General features: G+C 70.8%; 19 protein-coding genes. 9 read left to right on the forward strand and 10 right to left on the reverse strand.

Annotated elements, in window-relative coordinates; translation table 11 throughout:
* Positions 1-38: 38 nt before the first annotated feature.
* From ACQPZZ_RS21390 to ACQPZZ_RS21400, 3 genes are all read right to left on the reverse strand, one after another.
* The gene (locus ACQPZZ_RS21390; protein ID WP_432920932.1) at positions 39-1,310 is read right to left on the reverse strand and encodes a sugar ABC transporter substrate-binding protein; all 1,272 of its coding nucleotides are present in this window, start codon (positions 1,308-1,310) and stop codon (positions 39-41) included.
* 30 nt (positions 1,311-1,340) lie between these two features.
* Entirely contained in the window at positions 1,341-3,056 is a 1,716-nt protein-coding gene (locus ACQPZZ_RS21395) for a CBM35 domain-containing protein (RefSeq protein ID WP_432920935.1), read from the reverse strand.
* Positions 3,057-3,198: 142 nt separating this feature from the next.
* A complete protein-coding gene (locus tag ACQPZZ_RS21400) occupies positions 3,199-5,154 on the reverse strand; it encodes a glycoside hydrolase family 127 protein (RefSeq protein ID WP_432920938.1) in 1,956 nt (651 codons plus the stop codon).
* A 209-nt stretch (positions 5,155-5,363) separates the two neighbouring features.
* Here ACQPZZ_RS21400 and ACQPZZ_RS21405 point away from each other — a divergent pair, with 209 nt between their 5' ends.
* Positions 5,364-6,380 (forward strand): LacI family DNA-binding transcriptional regulator, encoded by a 1,017-nt coding sequence (locus tag ACQPZZ_RS21405; RefSeq protein ID WP_432920941.1) that lies wholly within the window; start codon positions 5,364-5,366, stop codon positions 6,378-6,380.
* An 81-nt stretch (positions 6,381-6,461) separates the two neighbouring features.
* Here ACQPZZ_RS21405 and ACQPZZ_RS21410 read toward each other — a convergent pair whose 3' ends face one another.
* Positions 6,462-6,602, reverse strand: a complete 141-nt coding sequence (locus ACQPZZ_RS21410) for a hypothetical protein (protein ID WP_432920944.1) — start codon at positions 6,600-6,602, stop codon at positions 6,462-6,464.
* A gap of 163 nt (positions 6,603-6,765) precedes the next feature.
* Between ACQPZZ_RS21410 and ACQPZZ_RS21415 the strand changes: the two genes are divergently transcribed.
* From ACQPZZ_RS21415 to ACQPZZ_RS21435, 5 genes are all read left to right on the forward strand, one after another.
* Positions 6,766-7,653 (forward strand): SGNH hydrolase domain-containing protein, encoded by an 888-nt coding sequence (locus ACQPZZ_RS21415; RefSeq protein WP_432920947.1) that lies wholly within the window; start codon positions 6,766-6,768, stop codon positions 7,651-7,653.
* Between the two features lie 44 nt (positions 7,654-7,697).
* Positions 7,698-8,954, forward strand: a complete 1,257-nt coding sequence (locus ACQPZZ_RS21420) for an acyltransferase family protein (protein ID WP_432920950.1) — start codon at positions 7,698-7,700, stop codon at positions 8,952-8,954.
* Positions 8,951-9,565, forward strand: a complete 615-nt coding sequence (locus ACQPZZ_RS21425; protein WP_432920953.1) for a GerMN domain-containing protein — start codon at positions 8,951-8,953, stop codon at positions 9,563-9,565. Before ACQPZZ_RS21420 ends, ACQPZZ_RS21425 begins: the two co-directional genes overlap by 4 nt.
* Before the next feature lie 43 nt (positions 9,566-9,608).
* Positions 9,609-10,298 (forward strand): response regulator transcription factor, encoded by a 690-nt coding sequence (locus tag ACQPZZ_RS21430; RefSeq protein WP_432920956.1) that lies wholly within the window; start codon positions 9,609-9,611, stop codon positions 10,296-10,298.
* Positions 10,299-10,363: 65 nt separating this feature from the next.
* A complete protein-coding gene (locus ACQPZZ_RS21435; RefSeq protein ID WP_432920959.1) occupies positions 10,364-11,800 on the forward strand; it encodes an ATP-binding protein in 1,437 nt (478 codons plus the stop codon).
* A 100-nt stretch (positions 11,801-11,900) separates the two neighbouring features.
* Here the strand turns inward: ACQPZZ_RS21435 and ACQPZZ_RS21440 are convergent, their stop codons facing one another.
* Together ACQPZZ_RS21440 and ACQPZZ_RS21445 are read right to left on the reverse strand one after the other, a co-directional pair.
* Positions 11,901-12,080: a hypothetical protein gene (locus ACQPZZ_RS21440; protein ID WP_432934699.1), complete on the reverse strand. Its 180-nt coding sequence runs from the start codon at positions 12,078-12,080 to the stop codon at positions 11,901-11,903.
* 34 nt (positions 12,081-12,114) lie between these two features.
* Positions 12,115-12,495, reverse strand: a complete 381-nt coding sequence (locus tag ACQPZZ_RS21445) for a hypothetical protein (protein WP_432920962.1) — start codon at positions 12,493-12,495, stop codon at positions 12,115-12,117.
* Between the two features lie 197 nt (positions 12,496-12,692).
* Between ACQPZZ_RS21445 and ACQPZZ_RS21450 the strand changes: the two genes are divergently transcribed.
* Both ACQPZZ_RS21450 and ACQPZZ_RS21455 read left to right on the forward strand, forming a co-directional pair.
* Complete coding sequence (locus ACQPZZ_RS21450; RefSeq protein WP_432920965.1) at positions 12,693-13,199, forward strand: hypothetical protein; 507 nt, start codon at positions 12,693-12,695, stop codon at positions 13,197-13,199.
* Positions 13,200-13,328: 129 nt separating this feature from the next.
* Entirely contained in the window at positions 13,329-13,556 is a 228-nt protein-coding gene (locus ACQPZZ_RS21455; protein WP_363647286.1) for a hypothetical protein, read from the forward strand.
* Positions 13,557-13,811: 255 nt separating this feature from the next.
* Here the strand turns inward: ACQPZZ_RS21455 and ACQPZZ_RS21460 are convergent, their stop codons facing one another.
* Positions 13,812-14,015, reverse strand: coding sequence for a cold-shock protein (locus tag ACQPZZ_RS21460; RefSeq protein ID WP_363647287.1), 204 nt, complete (start codon positions 14,013-14,015; stop codon positions 13,812-13,814).
* Positions 14,016-14,592: 577 nt separating this feature from the next.
* Entirely contained in the window at positions 14,593-15,243 is a 651-nt protein-coding gene (locus tag ACQPZZ_RS21465) for an HAD family hydrolase (RefSeq protein ID WP_432920969.1), read from the reverse strand.
* Between the two features lie 667 nt (positions 15,244-15,910).
* On the opposite strand from ACQPZZ_RS21465, the gene ACQPZZ_RS21470 reads away from it, so the two are divergent.
* On the forward strand, positions 15,911-18,070 hold the full coding sequence (locus ACQPZZ_RS21470; protein WP_432920972.1) for a choice-of-anchor P family protein: 2,160 nt from the start codon (positions 15,911-15,913) through the stop codon (positions 18,068-18,070).
* A 125-nt stretch (positions 18,071-18,195) separates the two neighbouring features.
* Here the strand turns inward: ACQPZZ_RS21470 and ACQPZZ_RS21475 are convergent, their stop codons facing one another.
* Complete coding sequence (locus ACQPZZ_RS21475; protein WP_432920975.1) at positions 18,196-18,615, reverse strand: hypothetical protein; 420 nt, start codon at positions 18,613-18,615, stop codon at positions 18,196-18,198.
* Between the two features lie 89 nt (positions 18,616-18,704).
* The gene (locus tag ACQPZZ_RS21480; protein ID WP_432934476.1) at positions 18,705-18,827 is read right to left on the reverse strand and encodes a DUF397 domain-containing protein; all 123 of its coding nucleotides are present in this window, start codon (positions 18,825-18,827) and stop codon (positions 18,705-18,707) included.
* Between the last annotated feature and the right edge of the window lie 209 nt (positions 18,828-19,036).

Raw genomic sequence — 19,036 nt, forward strand, 5'->3', positions numbered from 1 at the left:
GGCGGGCCCGGAGAAAGACGTCCCGGGCCCGCGCGACGCTACTGGACGGCGCTCGCCGCCGCGGTCTGAGCGGCCGCCAGCGCCTCCTGCGGCGGCTGCGACCCGCTCAGGGCGGCCTGCATCGCCTTCCACATCGGCTCGGAGATCTTCGGGTACTTCGTGCCGAGGTTGTCGCTGGTGCGGCCCTTGGCCGCCTTGACCGCCTCCACCCACACCTTCAGCTCCGCGTTCTGCTCGACCTGCTTGGCCTGCACCTCCTCCGTCGGCGCGATGTACGACAACGTCGTGTCGGTGGTCAGCGAGTTGCCGGTGCTGGCCAGGCACGTCACCAGCTTCTGCGAGGCGACATACCGGGCGGCGTCCTTCTGCGCGGGGACGGTGACGAACTCGCCGCCGGTCGGGGCGGGGGCGGTGCCGCCGTCCTTGGCCGGGATCGGGATGATGCCGTAGTCGAAGCCGGTCTTCTTGGCGTTGGCGAGCTGCCAGGTGCCGTTCTCCCCGAACGCGAAGTCCCCGGTCGCGAACTCCTGCCAGCTCGTGGTCTGCGTGTTGTTGATCACCGAGTTGGGCGCGTAGCCCTTCTTCACCCAGTCGGCCCACAACGACAACGCCGCCACACCCTCGGGCGAGTCCAGTTTGGTGAGGTTCGCGCCCGAGCCCCAGAACCAGGGCAGGAACTGGAAACTGCCCTCCTCGGTGCCGATCGCCGAGAACGTGATGCCCTTCTTGCCCGCCGCCTTCACCTTCTCCAGCGCCGCCGTCAGCGACGCCCAGTCGGTGATGCCACCGGCCTCCACCCCCGCCTTCTTCAGCACCTCCTTGTTGTAGTACAGCGCGAGCGTGTTGGCCCCGATCGGGATGCCGTACGTCTTGCCGCCCAGCTGGCCGGCCGCGAGCAGGTTCGGAGAGACGGCCGAAGTGTCGATCTTCGTCTCGTCGGTCGAGGTGAGCACTCCCGCCTCGGCCAGCGTCGAGACGACCGGATTGTCCACGATCAGCACGTCCGGCGAGTTGCCCTGCTGAGCCGCCAGCAGCGCCTTGTTCGTCAGATCGGTGGTGTCATAGCCCGTCCGCTCGACCGTGACCCCGGCCTGCGTTCCGCACTGCGTGAGCAGCTTGACCCACTCCGAGGAGCCGTCGAACTGCGGGTACGGATCCCAGATCGTGTACGTCCCACCCCCGGCGGCCTGGCTCGCACCCGCCTGGGAGTCGCCGTCCGACGACCCGGAGCACGCGGTGAGCCCGCCCGCGACTACGAGGGCCGCCAGGCCCAGTCCGGCGATGCGCCGGCTCTTGTCGAGGCTTTCCATGTCGTTGTTCCTTTCAGTGGACCGGCGGGCTCAGGTGAGCTGGATGTAGTCCAGCTCGGCGTAGCCGGTGCCGCCGGCGAAGTTGGGAGACCCCTTGGCCAGGCGGATCACGTTGTAGCCCGCCTGCAGATTCACCGTGGTGCCGGTCGTGGCGCCGAACTGGCCCCACGCGGCGGTGGGCGGGTAGCTGACCGTCGTCCAGGCGCCGCCGTTGTACGCCAGGCCCTGCGTGGCCGTCGCCCCGGTGGCGTTGGCGTAGCCGATGGTCATCGTGTACGCCCTGGCCGTGGGCACGTTCACCACGAAGTCGACGTAGCTGTCGGTGCCGTGGTTGCCGTTGTTGTTGTCGATGCGGCCGACGTAGCCGCCCTCGGAGGCGCTGGAGCTGGTCAGCCGCTGGGCGCGGAAGACGGCCGCGTTCTCCGCCTCGTAGCGCTGCTGGTAGGACGGCACGCCGCCGACCGGCTGGATCACCAGGTTGTAGGCGCTCGTCGCCGACATGTTCGGCACCGAGACGGCGATCTGCCCGTTGCTCACGGCGTACGTGCTCGTCGAGATGGTCGTGGGCGCGGTCACGGCGGTGAACCTGCCGTTGGCGGGCGCCGACTGCAGGGTCACCCGCACCGAGGAACCCAGCGCGCCGATGCCGGTGACGCGGACCGTGTTGGTGCCCGGCTCGTTGCCGAAGACCACGTTGACGATCTTCCGCGTGGAGTCGTAGGAGGCGAAGCCGTCCAGCCCGGTCTGGGTGGCCGGGGTGGTGGCGACCATGCGGCCGGCCATGTCGCCGTACCACTTGTACAGCCACCAGGTGCCGGTCGGCTGGTTGTTGTTGACCACCAGACCGTTCATGGTGCCGTATTCGTACCAGAACGCGCGGTGGGCCATCTCGACGCCGGCGCGCTCGAACTTGGCGACGTAGCTGGCGATCCGGCCGGGGACGTCCACCTCGCTCGTCGCGGCGTACTCGTTGATCGCGATGCGCCGGGGGCTGATGCCGAGCGAGGACTCCAGCGCGCGGTAGTCGGCGATGTGGGCGGCGATGGCGGTGGGGTCGCCCAGCTCGTGCCAGCACACGACGTCGGGCAGCGTGCCCGCCGCCTTGGCGCTGCCCAGGAACGACGACAACCAGGAACGGTTGTAGTAGGAGGTGCTCGGGCCGACGATCGGCGTCGTGGCGTCCAGCGCCCGCACGGCCCGGAAGGTGCGCGTCCAGCCGTCGTTGAAGGACCCGGCGGCGGAGGTGTTCCACGTCCAGTCGGGCTCGTTCCACAGCTCCCAGCCGATGACGTTGGTCACCGTGGTCGCGTTGAGACGGGCGCGGACCATCGTGTCCACCTTGGCCAGCCAGTCGTTCCAGCTCACCCACTTGTAGGGGAAGTCGGGATAGATGTCCGGCATCCGGATGAGCTCCCCGGCCCCGGCGCGGGTGGCCTGCTGGGCCACGAGCAGGGAGTCTCCGCCGGGCGGCTGGCCGTTGGGCCGCTGCCCCACGCCGGGGGCGGGCTGCGTCAGCGAGTTGAGCTTCAGGGGCAGCAGCGTGGAGTCGGCCGGGCGGCCGTTCTCGGCCAGGCCGTACAGGCCGCCGGCCGCGACGTGGGTGACGGGCCGGAAGGGCTGGGCCACGTTCACGGTGAGGGTGGCGCCCGCCGCCTCGGCCGGCGTCGTGGGGAGGCCGAGGACCGCGCCCAGCAACGCCGACGTCAGGCCGATCGCGCGTATCGCCGGGTTTCGGGGTCTGCGCATGCACTACCTCGTTTTTTCTGCGGGTGGGGGGTGAGCAGGAGGTGAAGCGGAGACCGTCCTCCCCGAGCCGGCGGACGCCGTGGACGTTCTCATGCGCGCGGGCCGGACCGGAGCGGACCTCGGCCGGGCCGGCCCGCCGCGGTCATCCGGTGGCGGCGACCGGGATCCAGACCCGCATCGGGCCCTCGCTCCGGTTGCCCCACAGGAAGTACGGCACCGCCGTGAGCATGAGCGGCGTGCCCGTCCGCTCCCGCCTGGCTCCGGCGGTGTACAGCGAACCGCCGGCGTCGGCGACCAGCCCCGTGGCGGTGAGGACGACCGGGATTTCCGGCAGGTCCTCCCGGTGGTCCGGTGTGACCGGAGCGCCGGGGTCGAGCCGCACGTCCTCGAGGACCGTGCCGTGCGGCAGGTCGGCCTGCTCCAGGCAGTACACGAGCGGGCCGCGTGCCAGGGCGACGCAGCCGCGCGCCGCGTCGACCCGGGGGTGCGCGGTGACCTGGCGGACGGGCATGCCGAGGTCGAGGACGACGGTGGTGCCCGGCGTCCAGGCGCGGGTGAGCCGGACGTAGCCGTCCCGCGCGGCCGCCCGCACCGGTTCGCCGCCGATGCTCACCGCGTACGCGTCGCACCAGCCCGGCACGCGCAGCGCGAGCGTCCACGGCTGTCCGGTCCCCGCCTCGGCGATCTCCAGCTCGATGCGGCCCTGCCAGGGGTAGGCCGTGCGCATCTCCACGCGGCGCCCTCCGGGGGCGTCGAAGGAGGCGTCGCCGTACAGGTGGATCCACAGGCCGTCGTCGTCGGCGGTCGCCAGGTAGCCGGGCAGCGAGGCCATGAGCCTGGCGATGTTCGGCGGGCAGCAGGCGCACGAATACCAGGGCAGCCGCCGCGCCGCCGCCTCCTCACCCGCGCTCGCGTGCCCGGTGCGGACCTGCAGGGGGTTGGAGTAGAAGAAGTGCCTGCCGTCGGACGAGACGGCGGCGGCGAAGGCGTTGTAGAGCACCCGCTCCATCTCGTCGGCGTAGCGGGCCCGGCCGGTCGCCAGCAGCAGCCGCCAGTTCCACTGAAAGCTCGCGATGGCCGCGCAGGTCTCGCCGTAGGCCCGGTCGGGCGGCAGCTCGTACGGGTCGCCGTACGCCTCGTCGCGGTGTCGCGACCCGTGCGCCCCGGTCACGTAGGTACGCCGGTTGACGGCGTCCTCCCACAATCGCTCCGCCGCGTTCAGCAGCGACAGGTCGCCGGTCTCCACGGCCACGTCGACCATCCCGGCCAGCAGGTACAACTGGCGTACGGCGTGCCCGGTGACCTCGCGCACCTCGCGTACGGGCTGGTGGTCCTGGTAGTAGCGCGGGCCGAACCTGCCGTGGCCGAGCAGGCCGCGCCCGCGCAGGTCGAGGAAGCGCCGCGCGAGGTCCAGGTAGGGCCGGTGGCCGGTCAGCCGGTACAGCTCGGCGAGCGCGGTCTCGATCTCGGGATGTCCGCAGACCTCCTCCACCCCGTCCGGGCCGAACCGCTCCACCAGCAGGTCGGCGAAGCGCCGGGCCAGGGTCACCAGCGCGTCGCTCGCGCCGGTGCGGCCCGCCGCGACGGCCGCCTGGATGAGGTGGCCCGCGCAGTACAGTTCATGGCTCCAGTCGGGCTTGGCCCACCGGTCCTGGGGCGCGACGACGGTGAAGTAGGAGTTGAGGTAGCCGTCCGCCTGCTGGGCGCGGGCGAGCAGCGCGGTCGTGTCGTCGACGAACGACCGCAGGCCCGCGTCTTCGGGCGAGGCCGCGAGCTGCCACGCCGCCGCCTCCAGGGTCTTGTGGACGTCGGAGTCGGCGAACCACATGCCGGCGAACTCGCCCTCGGACTCGCCCGCCGCGGTGCGGAGGTTGCCGATGTTGCCGCTGCCGTGAAGGTTGTCCACGCAGTGCGGCAGCGTGTCCTCGGCGTTGCGCCTCCGCCACTGCCCGAGCAGGCCCTCCTCCCCCAACCGGACCCGGCCGAGGCCGAGCGGCCGCAGCGCGGACAGGGCCGCCGGGGTCGGGGCCACGGGCCCGGCGGCCTCCTGGAGTCCGGCCGCGGCCTGGACGGTTTCTGACAGCTTCTGCTGGGTCATTCCTGATCTCTCGTGTCGTACGCGGGAACGTGCGAGACTCCGCCGGAGACGGCCACGCGAAGGAAAACTAGGAAAACGGTTGCCGGAAAGCTACCAACGCCCTCCTGGACCGTCAATAGCAGGTTTCACCCGTGTAACCGGGGAGCGTCGCGTGGAACGGCCCGGCGATAGAGTGGGCCGAGGCAACGCCAGCGGAAAGTGGAGGAAACGTGGGAAAACTGGAGCGTCACGCCACGATCGCCGACGTCGCGGCACTGGCCGGGGTGTCGGTGGGCACGGCCTCCAAGGCGCTCAACGGACGCGGATCACTGCGGGAGGAGACCCGCATGCGCGTCCGGGAGGCCGCGCGGCAGCTCAGCTTCGAGGCGAACGCCGGTGCCCGCAGCCTGCACTCGGGCCGCACCTACACGGTCGGCATGATCACGACGGACACGATCGGCCGCTTCAGCATCCCGGTGCTCATCGGCGCGGAGGACGCGCTGGGCGCCGGTGAGATGTCGGTCTTCCTCTGCGACGGACGGGACGACCCGATCCGGGAGCAGTACTACGTCAGGACGCTGCTCAGCCGCAGGGTCGACGGGATCATCGTGACCGGCCGGCGGACCGAGGCGCGCACGCCCATCGCCGCGGACCTGCCCGTGCCGGTGGTGTACGCCTTCATCAGCTCGGCCGACCCCGGCGACTGCTCGGTGGTGCCGGACGAGACGGGCGGCGCCCGCAAGGCCGTCGAGCATCTGCTGGCCGTCGGCCGCACCAGGATCGCGCACGTCACCGGGCCGGAGCACCACAACTCCGCCCGCGTCCGCGCGGCGGCCGCGCTGGAGCGGCTGGCGCAGGAGGGGCTCGAACCTGCCGCGCCGCCGCTGTTCGGCGGCTGGAGCGAGGCGTGGGGATGCCAGGCCGTCGGCATCCTGATGGCCGGGCGGACGGAGTTCGACGCCGTCTTCTGCGGCAGCGACCAGATCGCACGCGGCGTGTGCGACGCGCTGCGCGCCGCGGGCCGCCGCGTCCCCCAGGACGTCGCACTCGTCGGCTTCGACAACTGGGACGTCATGACCGAGGGCTGTCAGCCGCCGCTGACCAGCGTCGACATGAACCTCGAAGGGCTCGGCCGGTCGGCGGCGGAGATGCTCCTGGCCGCCATCAACGGCTCCCCCTCCCCCGGCCGGCACGCCCTGCCGTGTCACCTCGTCGTCCGCGAGTCGAGCGCGGTCCCGCTGCCCTGAGATCTGCCGGGCAGAGGCGGACCGTCCCGCCTCGCGGCGGGACGGGGCGGGACGGGGCGGGACGGCCGGTGCCGGACATGGTCAGGTCACCCTGGCGGACGGCGCGGTCCACGTGTTGCAGGCGCCGGGGTCGCCGGTCGCGAAGCCCTGCCCGGCCCAGTAGGTGATCGACTTCCTGCTCCCGGTGTTCTTGCCCGCCCCGTCACGCAGGTAGGTGAGCACGTCGTCCCAGTCCTCACGGCCGCGGTGCAGGGACTTCCAGACGCTTGCGACGAATCATCGCGGCGATGCCCGGCGCGGCGCGGGCGTGACCGTCCCCCGGTCGTTGTGTGACCGATCGATGACCGCGCCGATTACAGGCCCTGCGCGGTGATTGCCTGACGGCATGGACAAGGACACCGCTTTCCACGAGACCCGGCCTCACGACTCTGCCCGCCGTCACCGCCGGCCGGTCGCGATCGCCGCTCTCCTCGTCGTCACGGCCGTGACCGGCGCCGTGCTGAGCGGCTGCGGGGCGGACGGCGGCGAGGACGCCGGCGCGAAGACGAGCGCCACCGAGGAGGCCCAAGCGGGCAGAAGAGTTCTCTGGATGGGCGACTCCATCGCCGGCTCCGAGGCGCCGCCTCTGGAGGCCTCACTCAAGGCGAGCGGGCAGGCGTTCAGGGACGCGACGTCCGACGGCGGTGGCACGGTGGTCGAGGGCGACGCCATGACCGGACCGATCGCCGAGATCACCTGGAAGAACCTCGCGAAGACCATCGAGTCGTTCCGCCCTGACGTGATCGCTTATCAGATCACCACCTACGACTGGGGCAGCGCCGGGCAGCAGCGAGCCTCGTACGCGAAGCTCGCGAAGACCGCGCAGGACGCCGGGGCCGAGCTGGTGATCGTCTCGGCTCCGCCCTTCAGGATCGACGGTTTCTACGCGAAGCACGCGGGCGCGATCGCGAGCGCGCCGAAGGCCGCCAAAGCGGTCGCCGACCGCGGCGGCGGCACGGCGGACGACACGGCGGACGTCACGGTGGACGGCGCAGTGGAGCGCACGGTGCGATTCCTCGACTCCTCCGTACTGTGGGGCACCGATGCCAGGAGTGGGAAGGCTCAGCGCTCGGCCGACGGCATCCACTCGTGCCAGCAGGGCTCCGCCGCCTTCGCCAAGTGGTTCACCGACCGGCTCGGCGAGGCGTACGGGTTCACCCCGGCCGCGCCGGCGACGTGGGCGACCGGGTCGTGGACCGCGGACGAGCGGTACGGCAAGCTCGGATGCGGCTGAGCCGCCCCGTGCCCGATGACGCCTCTCCCCGCCCCGGTCCCGTCATGTCCGCGTCCGCGTCCGCTCCCAGGCGCGCACCCGGCTCCCGCGCCGCCGCCGCTCCCGGCCGTTCCCGCACCGTCCGCATCGCCCCGCTCGACGGACTGCGCGGGCTGGCCGTCGTCGCCGTCCTGCTCTTCCACGCCGGTCACCTGGAAGGCGGCTTCCTCGGCGTGGACCTCTTCTTCGTGTTGTCAGGCTTCTTGATAACCGGTCTCCTCATGGAGGAGTCGACGGCACGGGGCCGCATCGTCCTGACCGCGTTCTGGGCGCGGCGGGCACGTCGCCTGCTGCCCGCGCTGGCCCTGGTGTGCGTCGCCGCCGTCCTGCTCGCCTGGACCTTCGGCTCGCCGTACGTCCTGCGCTTCGCGCTCGACGACGCGCCGTGGGCCGCGGCCCAGGCGGTGAACTGGCATTTCATCGTCGAGCAGATCGGTTACTGGAACGCGTCCGGCACCCGCGTCTTCGCCCACCTGTGGAGCATCGCCGTCGAGTGGCAGTTCTACCTGGCCTGGCCGGTGGTCGTGGCGCTCGCCGGGCGGGGCCGGCACGGTCACCGCCGTGGTCATCGGCGGGTCGCGGCCCTCGCCGGTGCGGGGGCGCTCGTATCGCTCGCGTTGATGCTGCGCTACGGCGGGGCCGTGGACACGACGCGCGCGTACGAGGGCACCGACACACGGGCGTTCTCACTGCTGCTCGGCGCGCTTGCGGTCACGGCGCCGATCCGGCGCCTGCTCGCCCGCGTCCCGGCGCCGGTGGCTGACGGAGTGTGTGCGGCGCTGGCGTGCGGCATCGGCGCCGCCTGGGTGCTGACGGGCGGTCAGAACGCGCCCTGCCTCTTCCGGGGCGGGCTGTTCGCGCACTCCGCGGCCTGCGCCGCGCTCATCGGACTCCTCGCCCGGAACGCCGGCGGCCGTGCCGGGCGGCTGGCGGGCAGCGCCGTACCGCGCACGCTCGGGGAGCTATCCTACGGCCTGTACCTGTGGCACTGGCCGGTGTATCTGCTGCTCCCCCGGCCGGTGCCCGGCATCGGCGGGTGGGGGCGCACGGCCGTGGCGATCGGCGTGTCGCTGCTGGCCGCATGGGTGACGAAGGTTCTCGTGGAGGATCCGGTCCGTTTCCGGGCCCGGTGGACGACCGGGCGACGAGGCCTGCTGGCGCTCACCGCGGCGGTCACCGTGGCGGCGAGCGTGTGGGGGACCGTGCCGCGACCGGATCCCGGCGCGGGGACCGTGGACGTCGAGCAGCTGATCACACCGTGAAACGGAGGTCCGAGATCCGCATGCCCGTGCCCCGCATGCCCGTGTCCCGCATGCTCGCGTCCCGCATGCTCGCGTCCTGTGTGCTCGCGTCCTGTGTGCTCGCGTCCTGTGTGTTCGCGGGCTGCGGCGTCCCGGACACGGGTCCGGCACCGGCCGGCGCACCCGCCGTCGGAGCGCGCACCGCCGACGCCGCCCACTGGATGCGGGTGTACTTCATCGCTCCCAACGGTGCCTGGCCTGTCGCCCGTGCCGTACCCGCCGGTGCCGGACCGCAGACCGCGCTGGACACGCTGCTGGCCGGGCCGACCCGCGGCGAGCGGGAGCGCGGGCTGGTCACCGCGCTCCCGCCCGGAAGACACCGGGTCCGGGCCGAAGCGACGGGGCCGGGGACCGTGGACCTCCACCTGCCCTGGCTCGTGTCCGAGCTGGACCATGTGGCGGTGGACCAGCTGGTGTGCACGGCCGCCGCGGCGCCGGGGATCCCCGGCGGGAAACCCCCTCCTGAGGTGCGGGTCCGGATCCATGAGCCGGGCCTGGCCGGAGGGCCGTGGAAGGTGAAGTGCGACGAGACCGGTGCCGCCGTCCCGGCGGCGGCACCCACGGCCCGCTGACCGGCGTGCGGCGTTCCGCCGAGTGAAAGGAGTGAGCTGGACCATGACACGCGTCCTGCTGATCGAGGACGACCCGGCCGTACGCCGCGGTGTCACCCTGGGACTGCGGCGCAACGGACACGAGACGGAAGCTGTCGCCACAGGCGAGGACGGGATGGAGTCGCTCGCCCCGTTCGCGCCCGACATCGTGCTGCTGGATCTGATGCTGCCCGGCATGAGCGGCCTTGAGACCTGCCGGCGCATCCGCGAGACCAGCCGGGTGCCCATCGTGATCCTGTCCGCGCGCGGCGACGACGTGGATGTCGTCGTGGGCCTGGAGGCGGGCGCCGACGACTACATCGTCAAGCCCGCCAGTGGCGAGGTCATCGAGGCGCGCATGCGCGCGGTGCTGCGCCGCGTCGCCCCTTCGCAATCCTCACCCGGCAGCGACGGCCCCCTGCTGTACGGCGACCTGGAGATCGACGGGACGGCGGTGCGGGTGTGCAAGCACGGCAGAGAACTCGTGCTCGCTCCCTCCGAGGTGAAGCTCCTGCTGTTCCTGTCGGCCGCCCCGGGACAGACGTTCAGCCGCCGGCAACTCCTCGAAGCGGTGTGGGAACACAGCTACTACGGGGACGCGCGGCTCGTCGACGCGTGCGTGAAGCGGCTGCGCGCCAAGATCGAGGACGACCAGCGGAACCCCCGCTACGTCCAGACCGTGCGCGGCTTCGGCTACCGCTTCGGACCGCTGTGAAGACGCCGGGCAGACGCGCCGGCGCAACCCCGGTGGGACATCTGTGAGCCGCCTGTGAGCCGCCTGTGAGCCGCCGTCTCGTCCGGCGGGGCCTGCGCACCCGCCTCGTCGTCGCGTTCGTCCTGGTCTCGGCGTTCAGCGCGCTCGCCGTCGCCGCCCTGACCTTCCGGCAGGCCCGCACCGCGATCCTGGACCGCGCCAGGGACACGACCGTGCACCACCTGCGCACCCAGGTCGGCTCGCTGGCCCCGGACCTGCCGGCCGCACCCGCCGAGGCGGACCTGCGCGCTCTGGCGCTTCAGCTCGACCGGGCCGGTGTCTCCCGCGACTGGCGCACCGCGGTCGCCTACCGCGGCGGCGCCCCGATCTTCGCCGCGGGACGTGCGCCCGTCCTGCCCGGGCGACTGCGCGAGGCCGCCTCCACGGCCCGTACCGCCCTTGTGCAGCGCTTCCACCATGCCGGCGTACCCTGGCTCGCCGTCGCTCTGCCGGTCACGCGCGCCGACCGGCCGGCACAGCCCTCGGGGCTGGTCGTCTACGCGTCCTTCTCGCTCGCCGACCAGGAGCGCGACGTCGCCACCCTCGTCGCGGCCGCGCGGGCCGGCGTGCTGCCCGTCGTGCTGTTGTCCGTCGTCCCCGCGCTGCTCGCGGCCCGCCGCGTCCTGCGCCCGGTCAGGCGACTGCGCTCCGCCGCCGAGAACATGGCCGCAGGCGCCCTCGACACCCGGATCCGTGTCACCGGTGACGACGAACTGGCCGACCTCGGCCGCACCTTCAACACCATGGCCGCCGCCCTCCAGGCCGACGCCGCCGCACTGCGCGCCATGGAGGCCAGGGCACGCCGCTTCGCGGCCGACGTCTCCCACGAACTGCGCACGCCGCTCGCCGCGATGACCGCCGTCACCGGCGTGCTCCACCAGGACGCCGCCTCCGGGCGGCTGGACCCCGAGGCCGCCGAGGCGCTGGAACTGGTCGCCGACGAGACGAACAAGCTCGTCCGCATGGTCGAGGACCTCATGGAGATCTCCCGCTTCGACGCTGGCGCGGCCGTACTGGATCTCGACGAGATCGACGTGGGCGAACTCGTCGGCAAGACGCTCACCGTGCGGCACTGGCAGGACCGGGTCGGCGCCGACGTGCCGCCGGGGCTACGCGCCCGGCTCGACCCCCGGCGCGTCGACGTCGTCCTCGCCAACCTCATCGGCAACGCCCTTCGCCACGCCGGCGAGTCCGTACCGGTGGACGTCCGGGCTCGGGCCGAGGACGACCACCTCGTGATCACGGTCGCCGACGGTGGGCCCGGCATCCCCGAAGACGTCCTGCCGCACGTCTTCGACCGCTTCACCAAGGGCGACGCGGCCCGGACCCGCAGCGAGGGCAGCGGCCTCGGTCTCGCCATCGCCGCCGAGAACGCGCGCCTGCACGGTGGCGCCCTCACCGCCGCCAACGCGCCGGGCGGAGGGGCGGTGTTCACTCTCACACTGCCCCGGAACCCGCCCTGACACCCGGCTCCATCCGCTGCTCGCGCAGCATCAGGCGATGGCCTGGTGATCGAGAATCGGCAGGTACGACGAGGGCTCATCCACGATGACCGCCGGCGGGTCAGGCGACCGCGGTGCTCCAGCCGAACTGTCCGAGGCGGTGCCGGGCGACCTCGACCTCTTCGGGCGTGAACAACTCCGCGAACCTCGGCTGCACGACCAGGGCCTCGACCGTGAGGTCGAGCCGCCCGCGTTCCCACAGCGCGTCGAGGCCGACGGGCACCGCGAACGACATGCCCATGGACGACGCCCACAGGCGGCCGAGGTTCTGCGGGTCAGCACGTCCGGCATTCGCCCTCGGCGCCGTCGCCCTCCGCGCCGATCTCGGTGTCGGGCAGCTCACCGGCGTTCTCCGCGACCCGCTTCGGCGACGGCTTCGGGCCGAGCATGCCGACCAGGTAGCGCTCGCGCGGGCCTATCGCCTTCGGCGGCAGCTCCTCGAATTCGCCGTCGTACGGCCCGAGCAGGTCGCGTTCGACCAGCTTCTGAAACTCTCCCCTGACCTCGAACGACGTGACCGGCGGGAAGTCCTGCGGCACGCCAAGCGGATGCCGCCCCTGTCTGCCGGCGATCGCCTCCCCTGCGTCGTCTCCCGGGCCGAACAGGTCTCCCTGGTCGGCTCCCGCAGCGAACAGCTTCTCCTGCCGACCGAACACGTGGGGGGTGTCCTTCCTCGCCTGACCTTTGACGCAACGTTAGTTGCTCTTGATAAGCATCTGAATGACGCGTGGCCGAATCGTAAGGTTGCGCTCAACCACCGGTTGAGACACCTACTACCGAGGACAAGACATCGACCCCGAGCATCTTGCACACCCTTGGCGGTCGCTCGATCACTGCATGTAACCTCCTGGCCATGACAACCATCAATCGGGGGACGCTCCTGGAGCTGGTCCGCAACCGGCCCCTGCTCGCGGCGGAACTCCTCGGGGACGCTCTCGCCGCCGGCGACGGTGAGCCGATCGACAAAGGGACACTCCTGTGGCGACTCCCCCGGCCGGAACCCGCGGGCACCGACGAGCCGGCGCTCACCTCCCGCTACCGCGAGATCGTGACCGAGGCACGCCGGTCCCGCGCGCGTGTGGCAGAGGTCCTGTCCGAGGACCTGATCCCGTTCCTGCGTGCCCGCATCGACGAGGGCCTGGACCAGGCGCACAAAGCCACCGACGCCGGGGAGCCCGGTTGGCACAAGGCGGAGCGGGATCTGACCGCGAAGCGCGACCGCGTGGATTTCCTGGAGTCCGTGCTCGTCCACGAGCTCTATCTGGCGATCGAGGAGCACGCCCAGGCGGAGCACCTGCTGAGGCTGGAGGCCGCGGCGTACAACTGGCACACCGACTACCAGGACGACTGGCGCCCCTGAGACGACGCCCGATCTCCTGCTCCGCCCGCTGCTCGGGCGCGCGAAGCAGAGCCCCGCAGGAACGACGACGGCGTCTCAAGGCCGGGGGTTGGTTGTAAGCGGCCCGGCGAGCAGCACATACTGGAGGTAATGAAGCCAGCCAGCGGCGCGTCCCGCCGTCACCTGCCCACCAGTCCCTTCAAGCCCCCGCCTCCCGCCCCACCTGTCGAGCAGTTCAGTGTGAACGACCAGGTGACCCACGATCGATACGGTCTCGGCGTGGTCCTCGACGTCGAGGATGGGGTTGCTGTGATCGTCGATTTCCGATCGCAGCAGGAACGAATCACGACCCCATACAAAAAGCTGCACAAGCTCTGAGAGACAACGCCCCGAGGGAAGCGCGTCGCGAGAGTACAACTCCGTCGGCGACACGTCGGCGGGCGTCCACGCCCCGGCGCCCTCCCTCGCGGCCAGGACCCAGATCCTCATCCGCCCTCGCCGGAAGCCCACCTGCCCCAAATGGGGCAGCGGCGCTGACCGCATCGACGAGGTGCACCATGACGGAGCGTCTGCCCCCGGACATGAGTCGGGGCCCGCGCTGTCGAGCGCGGACCCCGAATCAGTCTGCCTGGGTCAGACGAGCACGATGTTCTCGGCCTGGGGGCCCTTCTGGCCCTGGGTGATGTCGAACGACACCTTCTGGCCCTCGTGCAGCTCGCGGTAACCACGAGCGGCGATGTTGGAGTAGTGGGCGAAGACGTCCGGGCCGCCGCCCTCCTGCTCGATGAAGCCGAAGCCCTTTTCCGCGTTGAACCACTTCACGGTTCCGACAGCCATGTTGAATCTCCTTGAACAGGGACCGAAGCGGAATCCGCACTGCACGGATTCCGTGTCGCCGTGAGGCCCCTCCGGAGAATGCCGGAAAAAACAAATGCGCCTGAAGGTTACATCCCGTCAGGCGCACACAAGTTTCATGGGTACCACAACTGCAACGCCGTAAACCGTATCACATGCCTGGGGTGACGAGACACCCCGGCGGAAGCTGGATCTCCTCGCCGCCGAGGAGCCCGATCCACGTCAAACCCCGCGGACGCCGAGGCGTGCCGTAGCAGATGACACGCAATGCGTTAGCTGGGTTTACAGCACACCTGCGAGGCGTACGGGGGAAACGATGCCAGAGCCGACATCCCCGGGAACGGGACCGCTGTCGCCGGAACGGCTCACTGCCGAAGGCGCTGAGCGCTCTGAGCAAAAGAGCCGATGTCCGAGGGGCGTCGATCGTCCAGCAGGATGTGCAAAAGGAGGAGTAGTCCCGGGCGGTCGCCTTGGGTTTCCTCTCCCGATCAACCGTACTGCGAAACCGTCACCGGGCAGTTCGTGATCTCAATCGAGCGTGAGCCCGCCGAGGCTTGTGTCAGGCTCCGGCGACAAAGGCCAGGATGCCCTCTGCCGCATCCCTCAGGTGCTCGAAATGACGGTGCGCGCCTTCGACGGCGACAGGCAGGTTGACGTTCCACACGGTCATCCCGGCGCGGAGGCCGGCCTGTACGCCGGAAGGAGCGTCCTCGACGACAAGGCACTGTTCGGGTGCGGCACCGAGCCGCTGCGCGGCCAGCAGGTGGGGGGCGGGGGACGGCTTGCCCTGCTCAGTTGCCGCCGCGTCCACGATGACCTCAGGTACGGGCAACCCGGTGCGGGCGAAGCGCCCGCGAATTCTATGGGCGTAGTTCGAGGTCACCAGCGCCCACGAGCCCGGCGGCAGACCGTACAGCAGCTCCGGCGCACCGTCGGAAGCGATGTAGACGCCCGACCGCACGTCCTCGTCCTCCAGCTCGTGCAGGGTGGCCAGGCAGGCATGAGGATCCCGGTCCGGCGCGACGGCGGCGAAGGTCTCCACCGGCCGGGTCCGCAGCGCGACACGGTAGACCTCCTCGGGATCCAGACCGAACCGCACCGCCCATGCCGCCCAAACGCGCCGCTGGTTGTCCAGGGGATCGATGAGAGTGCCGTCAACGTCGAAGAAGACCCATCTCCTGGCGGCCGGAGTCTGTGGGACCACGGGCATACCGCGATCATGCCATCGGACTGTCGGTCCGGCCGCCGGGAGAACCGTTCGCGAGCTCCTCGGAGGCAGGACCGGCTGTCGGTAAACCGCACCGGCTGCGGTGGAGATCCGAGTCTGCGGTGTCCGTTCACACGCCCACGGCATACGGCGGTGGCGAGTGTACCTCGCCGGGGTGCCGGCGTCATGACCGAAAGTTGTCATATCCGTCGCATCTTATTGATTCCGGATGGACGTGGGAGCTGTCGGCCGACTCCGCGGCGATGCCCATAACCGGAATTGAGACGGTCCACAGGACGGCTCTTCTCGGCGGCGAACCATCGATTACGCATTTCAACGGGCATACCTGAAAAAGATTCGCTATTCACCGGCACCCCTCTCACCGGCGAGAAGTGGCCGACTGTGGCCAGTCGGGAACTTGCCGTAAGTGGCCTATTTACATCTATTCGTCGACCAGTCACCATATGACCGTGGCCACACCCCCTCGTTGATCAGCGGCCGGCACTGAAAAGGTCTACCGAGATTGTCATCCAATGCAATTTGGCATCCGCTCGCGCCCACACGCGAGAAGAGGGCGCCCCGGGTGGTGCAATCACAGAGATTCCGCACGGCCGGCGATTCCGAATTCGTTGTGGCATAACGCCACACCAGAAGGAATGACACAGTGAGAATGACGCGAAGTTTACGGGCCGCCGTGTGCGCGGTGGCGGCCGGTGCAATGCTGATGGCCGGGGTAGGGACGGCGTTCGCCGCGCCCGGGGTCACCCCGGCGGACGTGACCCTGAACCTGGCCCCCGGCGGATCGACGACGATCACCAAGACCGTGTCCACTCCGGCGGTCCCGCCCAAGCCGGATATCGCGTTCCTGATCGACACAACGGGAAGCATGGGCGGGGTCATCTCGAACGTGCGGACCAATGCGAACACCATCTTGTCCACCGTCGCTTCCGCGCAGCCGGACGCGCAGTTCGCGGTCGCCGAATACAAGGACATGGGGGACACGACGCCGTTCCGGGTGGCGCAGAACCTCACCGCCGACCAGACCGACGTCACCAACGGTCTCAACTCGCTGGTCGCCTCGGGCGGCGGTGACATCCCCGAGGACGGCATCAACGGTCTGTTCCAGGTCGCGTCGGGGGCGGTCGGCTTCCGGCCGAACAGCACCCGGATCGTGCTGCTGATCGGGGACGCCCCCAGCCATGACCCCAGCAACGGCCACACGCTGGCCAATGCGATCAGTGCCCTGCAGGCAGCCGACATCACCGTGCTCGCGTTCGACCTGTCCGGGCTGAACTCGAGCGGCCAGGCGACCGCGATCACCAACGCCACGGGTGGACAGCTGTTCTCCGGCCTCAACGCCTCGGAGGTCAGCGACACCATCCTGGACGCCCTGCACAACCTGCCGGTCACGGTGACCCACCAGCTGCGCGACTGCGATGCGAACCTGTCGGTGTCCCTGACCCCCGGCAGCCGGGCGGTGACCAGCGGCGACGACGCCACCTTCACCGAGAACGTCTCCGTCGGCGCCGGAGCCGCACCGGGAAGCACCCTCACCTGCAAGGTGGACTTCCTGCTCAACGGCGTCCTGTCACCGGGCTTCACCGAAACGATCACCGAACACGTCCCCAAGGTGACCCCATCGATCGCCACGACACCATCGGGACAGGCACCCGCGGGCGGGAACATCTCGGACACAGCGACCCTGACCGGTGGGTACCACCCGACGGGCACCGTCACGTTCAAGCTGTTCGCCCCCGGTGACACCGACTGCGCGACGCCCATCGAGACTCGTACCGGGACGGTGTCGGGCAGCGGCACCGCCGCGTCCGGGAACATCGCCGCGGGCGGGGTGGGCACCTACCGGTGGGTGGCCTCCTACAGCGGCGACGACGCCAACAACCCGGTCACCTCCCCGTGCGGCGATGAAGAGGTCGAGGTCGTCAAGGCCACCCCGGGCATCGCCACCACCCCATCTGGGTCCGTGCCGGCCGGTGGCGCCGTGTCCGACACCGCCACCGTCTCCGGCGGGTTCCACCCCACCGGTAACGTCACATTCAAGCTGTACGCCCCCGGCGACACCGACTGCACGACGCCGATCGGCACCCGCACCGACGACCTGTCCGGCAGCGGCACCGCCGCGTCCGGCAACGTGACCATCGGCGCGGCCGGCACCTACCGGTGGACCGCCACCTACAGCGGCGACGCCAACAACAACTCCGTCACCTCGCCGTGCAGCGACGAACAGGTCACCGTCACGCCGCAGAAGCTGACCGGACGGGCCTACGGCCTGACCGCCAGCGCCGCCCTGGCCGGCATCCAGCTGGTCAACATCGCACGCACCCCCGACACCGGCCCCGTCTCCACCACCTCGACCGGCGCCACCTCGGTGCCCTGCACCGCCAGCCTCAGCGGACTGATCAGCGCGCACGCCCTGTGCGCCAAGGTCGCCACCACCGAGTTCCCCGGCAAATCCGTGGCCACCGCCTCCATCGACGACACCAGCATCGGAATCACGGGCATCCCGGTGATCACCGTCGGGGCCATCAAGTCCAGCTCGACCACCACCTGCGACGGCTCGACCGGAACCACCACCATCGCCTCCCTCAAGGTCGGCAACACGGTGGTCATCGCAGCACCCACCAACGTCCAGCCGAACACCACGGTCAACGTCGGCGTCGTCAAGCTCGTCCTCAACGAGCAGACCTCGTTCACCACCCCCGACAAGGGCCTGACCGTCAACGCCGTCCATGTCACCGTCAACGCCCTCGGTCTGGCCAAGACCGATGTCGTCCTGGCCTCCGCCGAAAGCGACATCGGCAACTGCCCATGACCCACCCCACCTGAACCGACCAACCCCCGAGGCCGGGCGGAACGTCACAGTTCCGCCCGGCCTCGGCCGTGCTACAGGCGCCCTCCGGGGATGCTTAGGCACCCGTACTACGAATTGCGGCGGGTTCACGCGGCGGGGCAGCGGTGGGCGGCGTCGCGGTTCGGGGAGCAGCAGACGACGGCGCAGGTGACGAACCGGCCGCCGCGCAGCCAGATGCCCCACTGCACGTCCAGTCCGCTGGTCAGGGCCTCCCCCGCGTTCTCCAGGCGCAGGCCGAGCCCGATGCGCGCTTCGTCGTCCGGCCGCAGGAACTGCGGCTCGGCCGCGCGGTAGCGCCCGGTCAGCCAGTCCAACGCCTCCCCCACCGTCCCCGGCGAGACGTCGATGCGGGTGCGCGGCTTGAGCAGCCAATCGCACGTACGCATCGGCGGCAGCGGCGAGGCCAGGAACGGCCCGGGGTCGCCGGACGGCGGGGGCGGGCGGCGTTCGGCCTCGTTGCGGCGGTCGTCGCCGACTCCCGTCCAGGAGTAGCAGTGCAGGTGCATGAGACTCCTCGGACCTGGTCGTTACAGTGGGGGTGCGGTCCCTGCCTGCTATCACCGGGCAGGGGCCGCACCCGGCCCCGTCGAGGCGGCTACAGGTTGGCGGTCATACCGGCCGCGCGGAGCTCGTCGCCGGTGAAGCGGAGCGTCCCGGCGTTCGGGTTCTTGCTGTCACGCAGGGCGAACGCGTCCGCCGTGCCCGGGATCGGGGCGATCTCGACGCAGGTCTCCTACTCCTCCTCCTGCTGGTTGCCACCGCACAGCCGGCGGAACCGCGCCCCGGCCAGGTCGCGCTCGTACAGGTCGGTCATCTCGTCTCTCTTCCTCTCTCGATCTGTCCCCGCCTCGTGTGGGCGGGGTCCTGTGCGACGGGCGGCCTGCCGGGAAAGCCCCCTCAGGCGTACGGCAGGCCGCCCGGACCCCG

Origin of the sequence: Microbispora sp. CA-135349, from assembly GCF_050947365.1 — a bacterium.
GTDB lineage: Bacteria > Actinomycetota > Actinomycetes > Streptosporangiales > Streptosporangiaceae > Microbispora.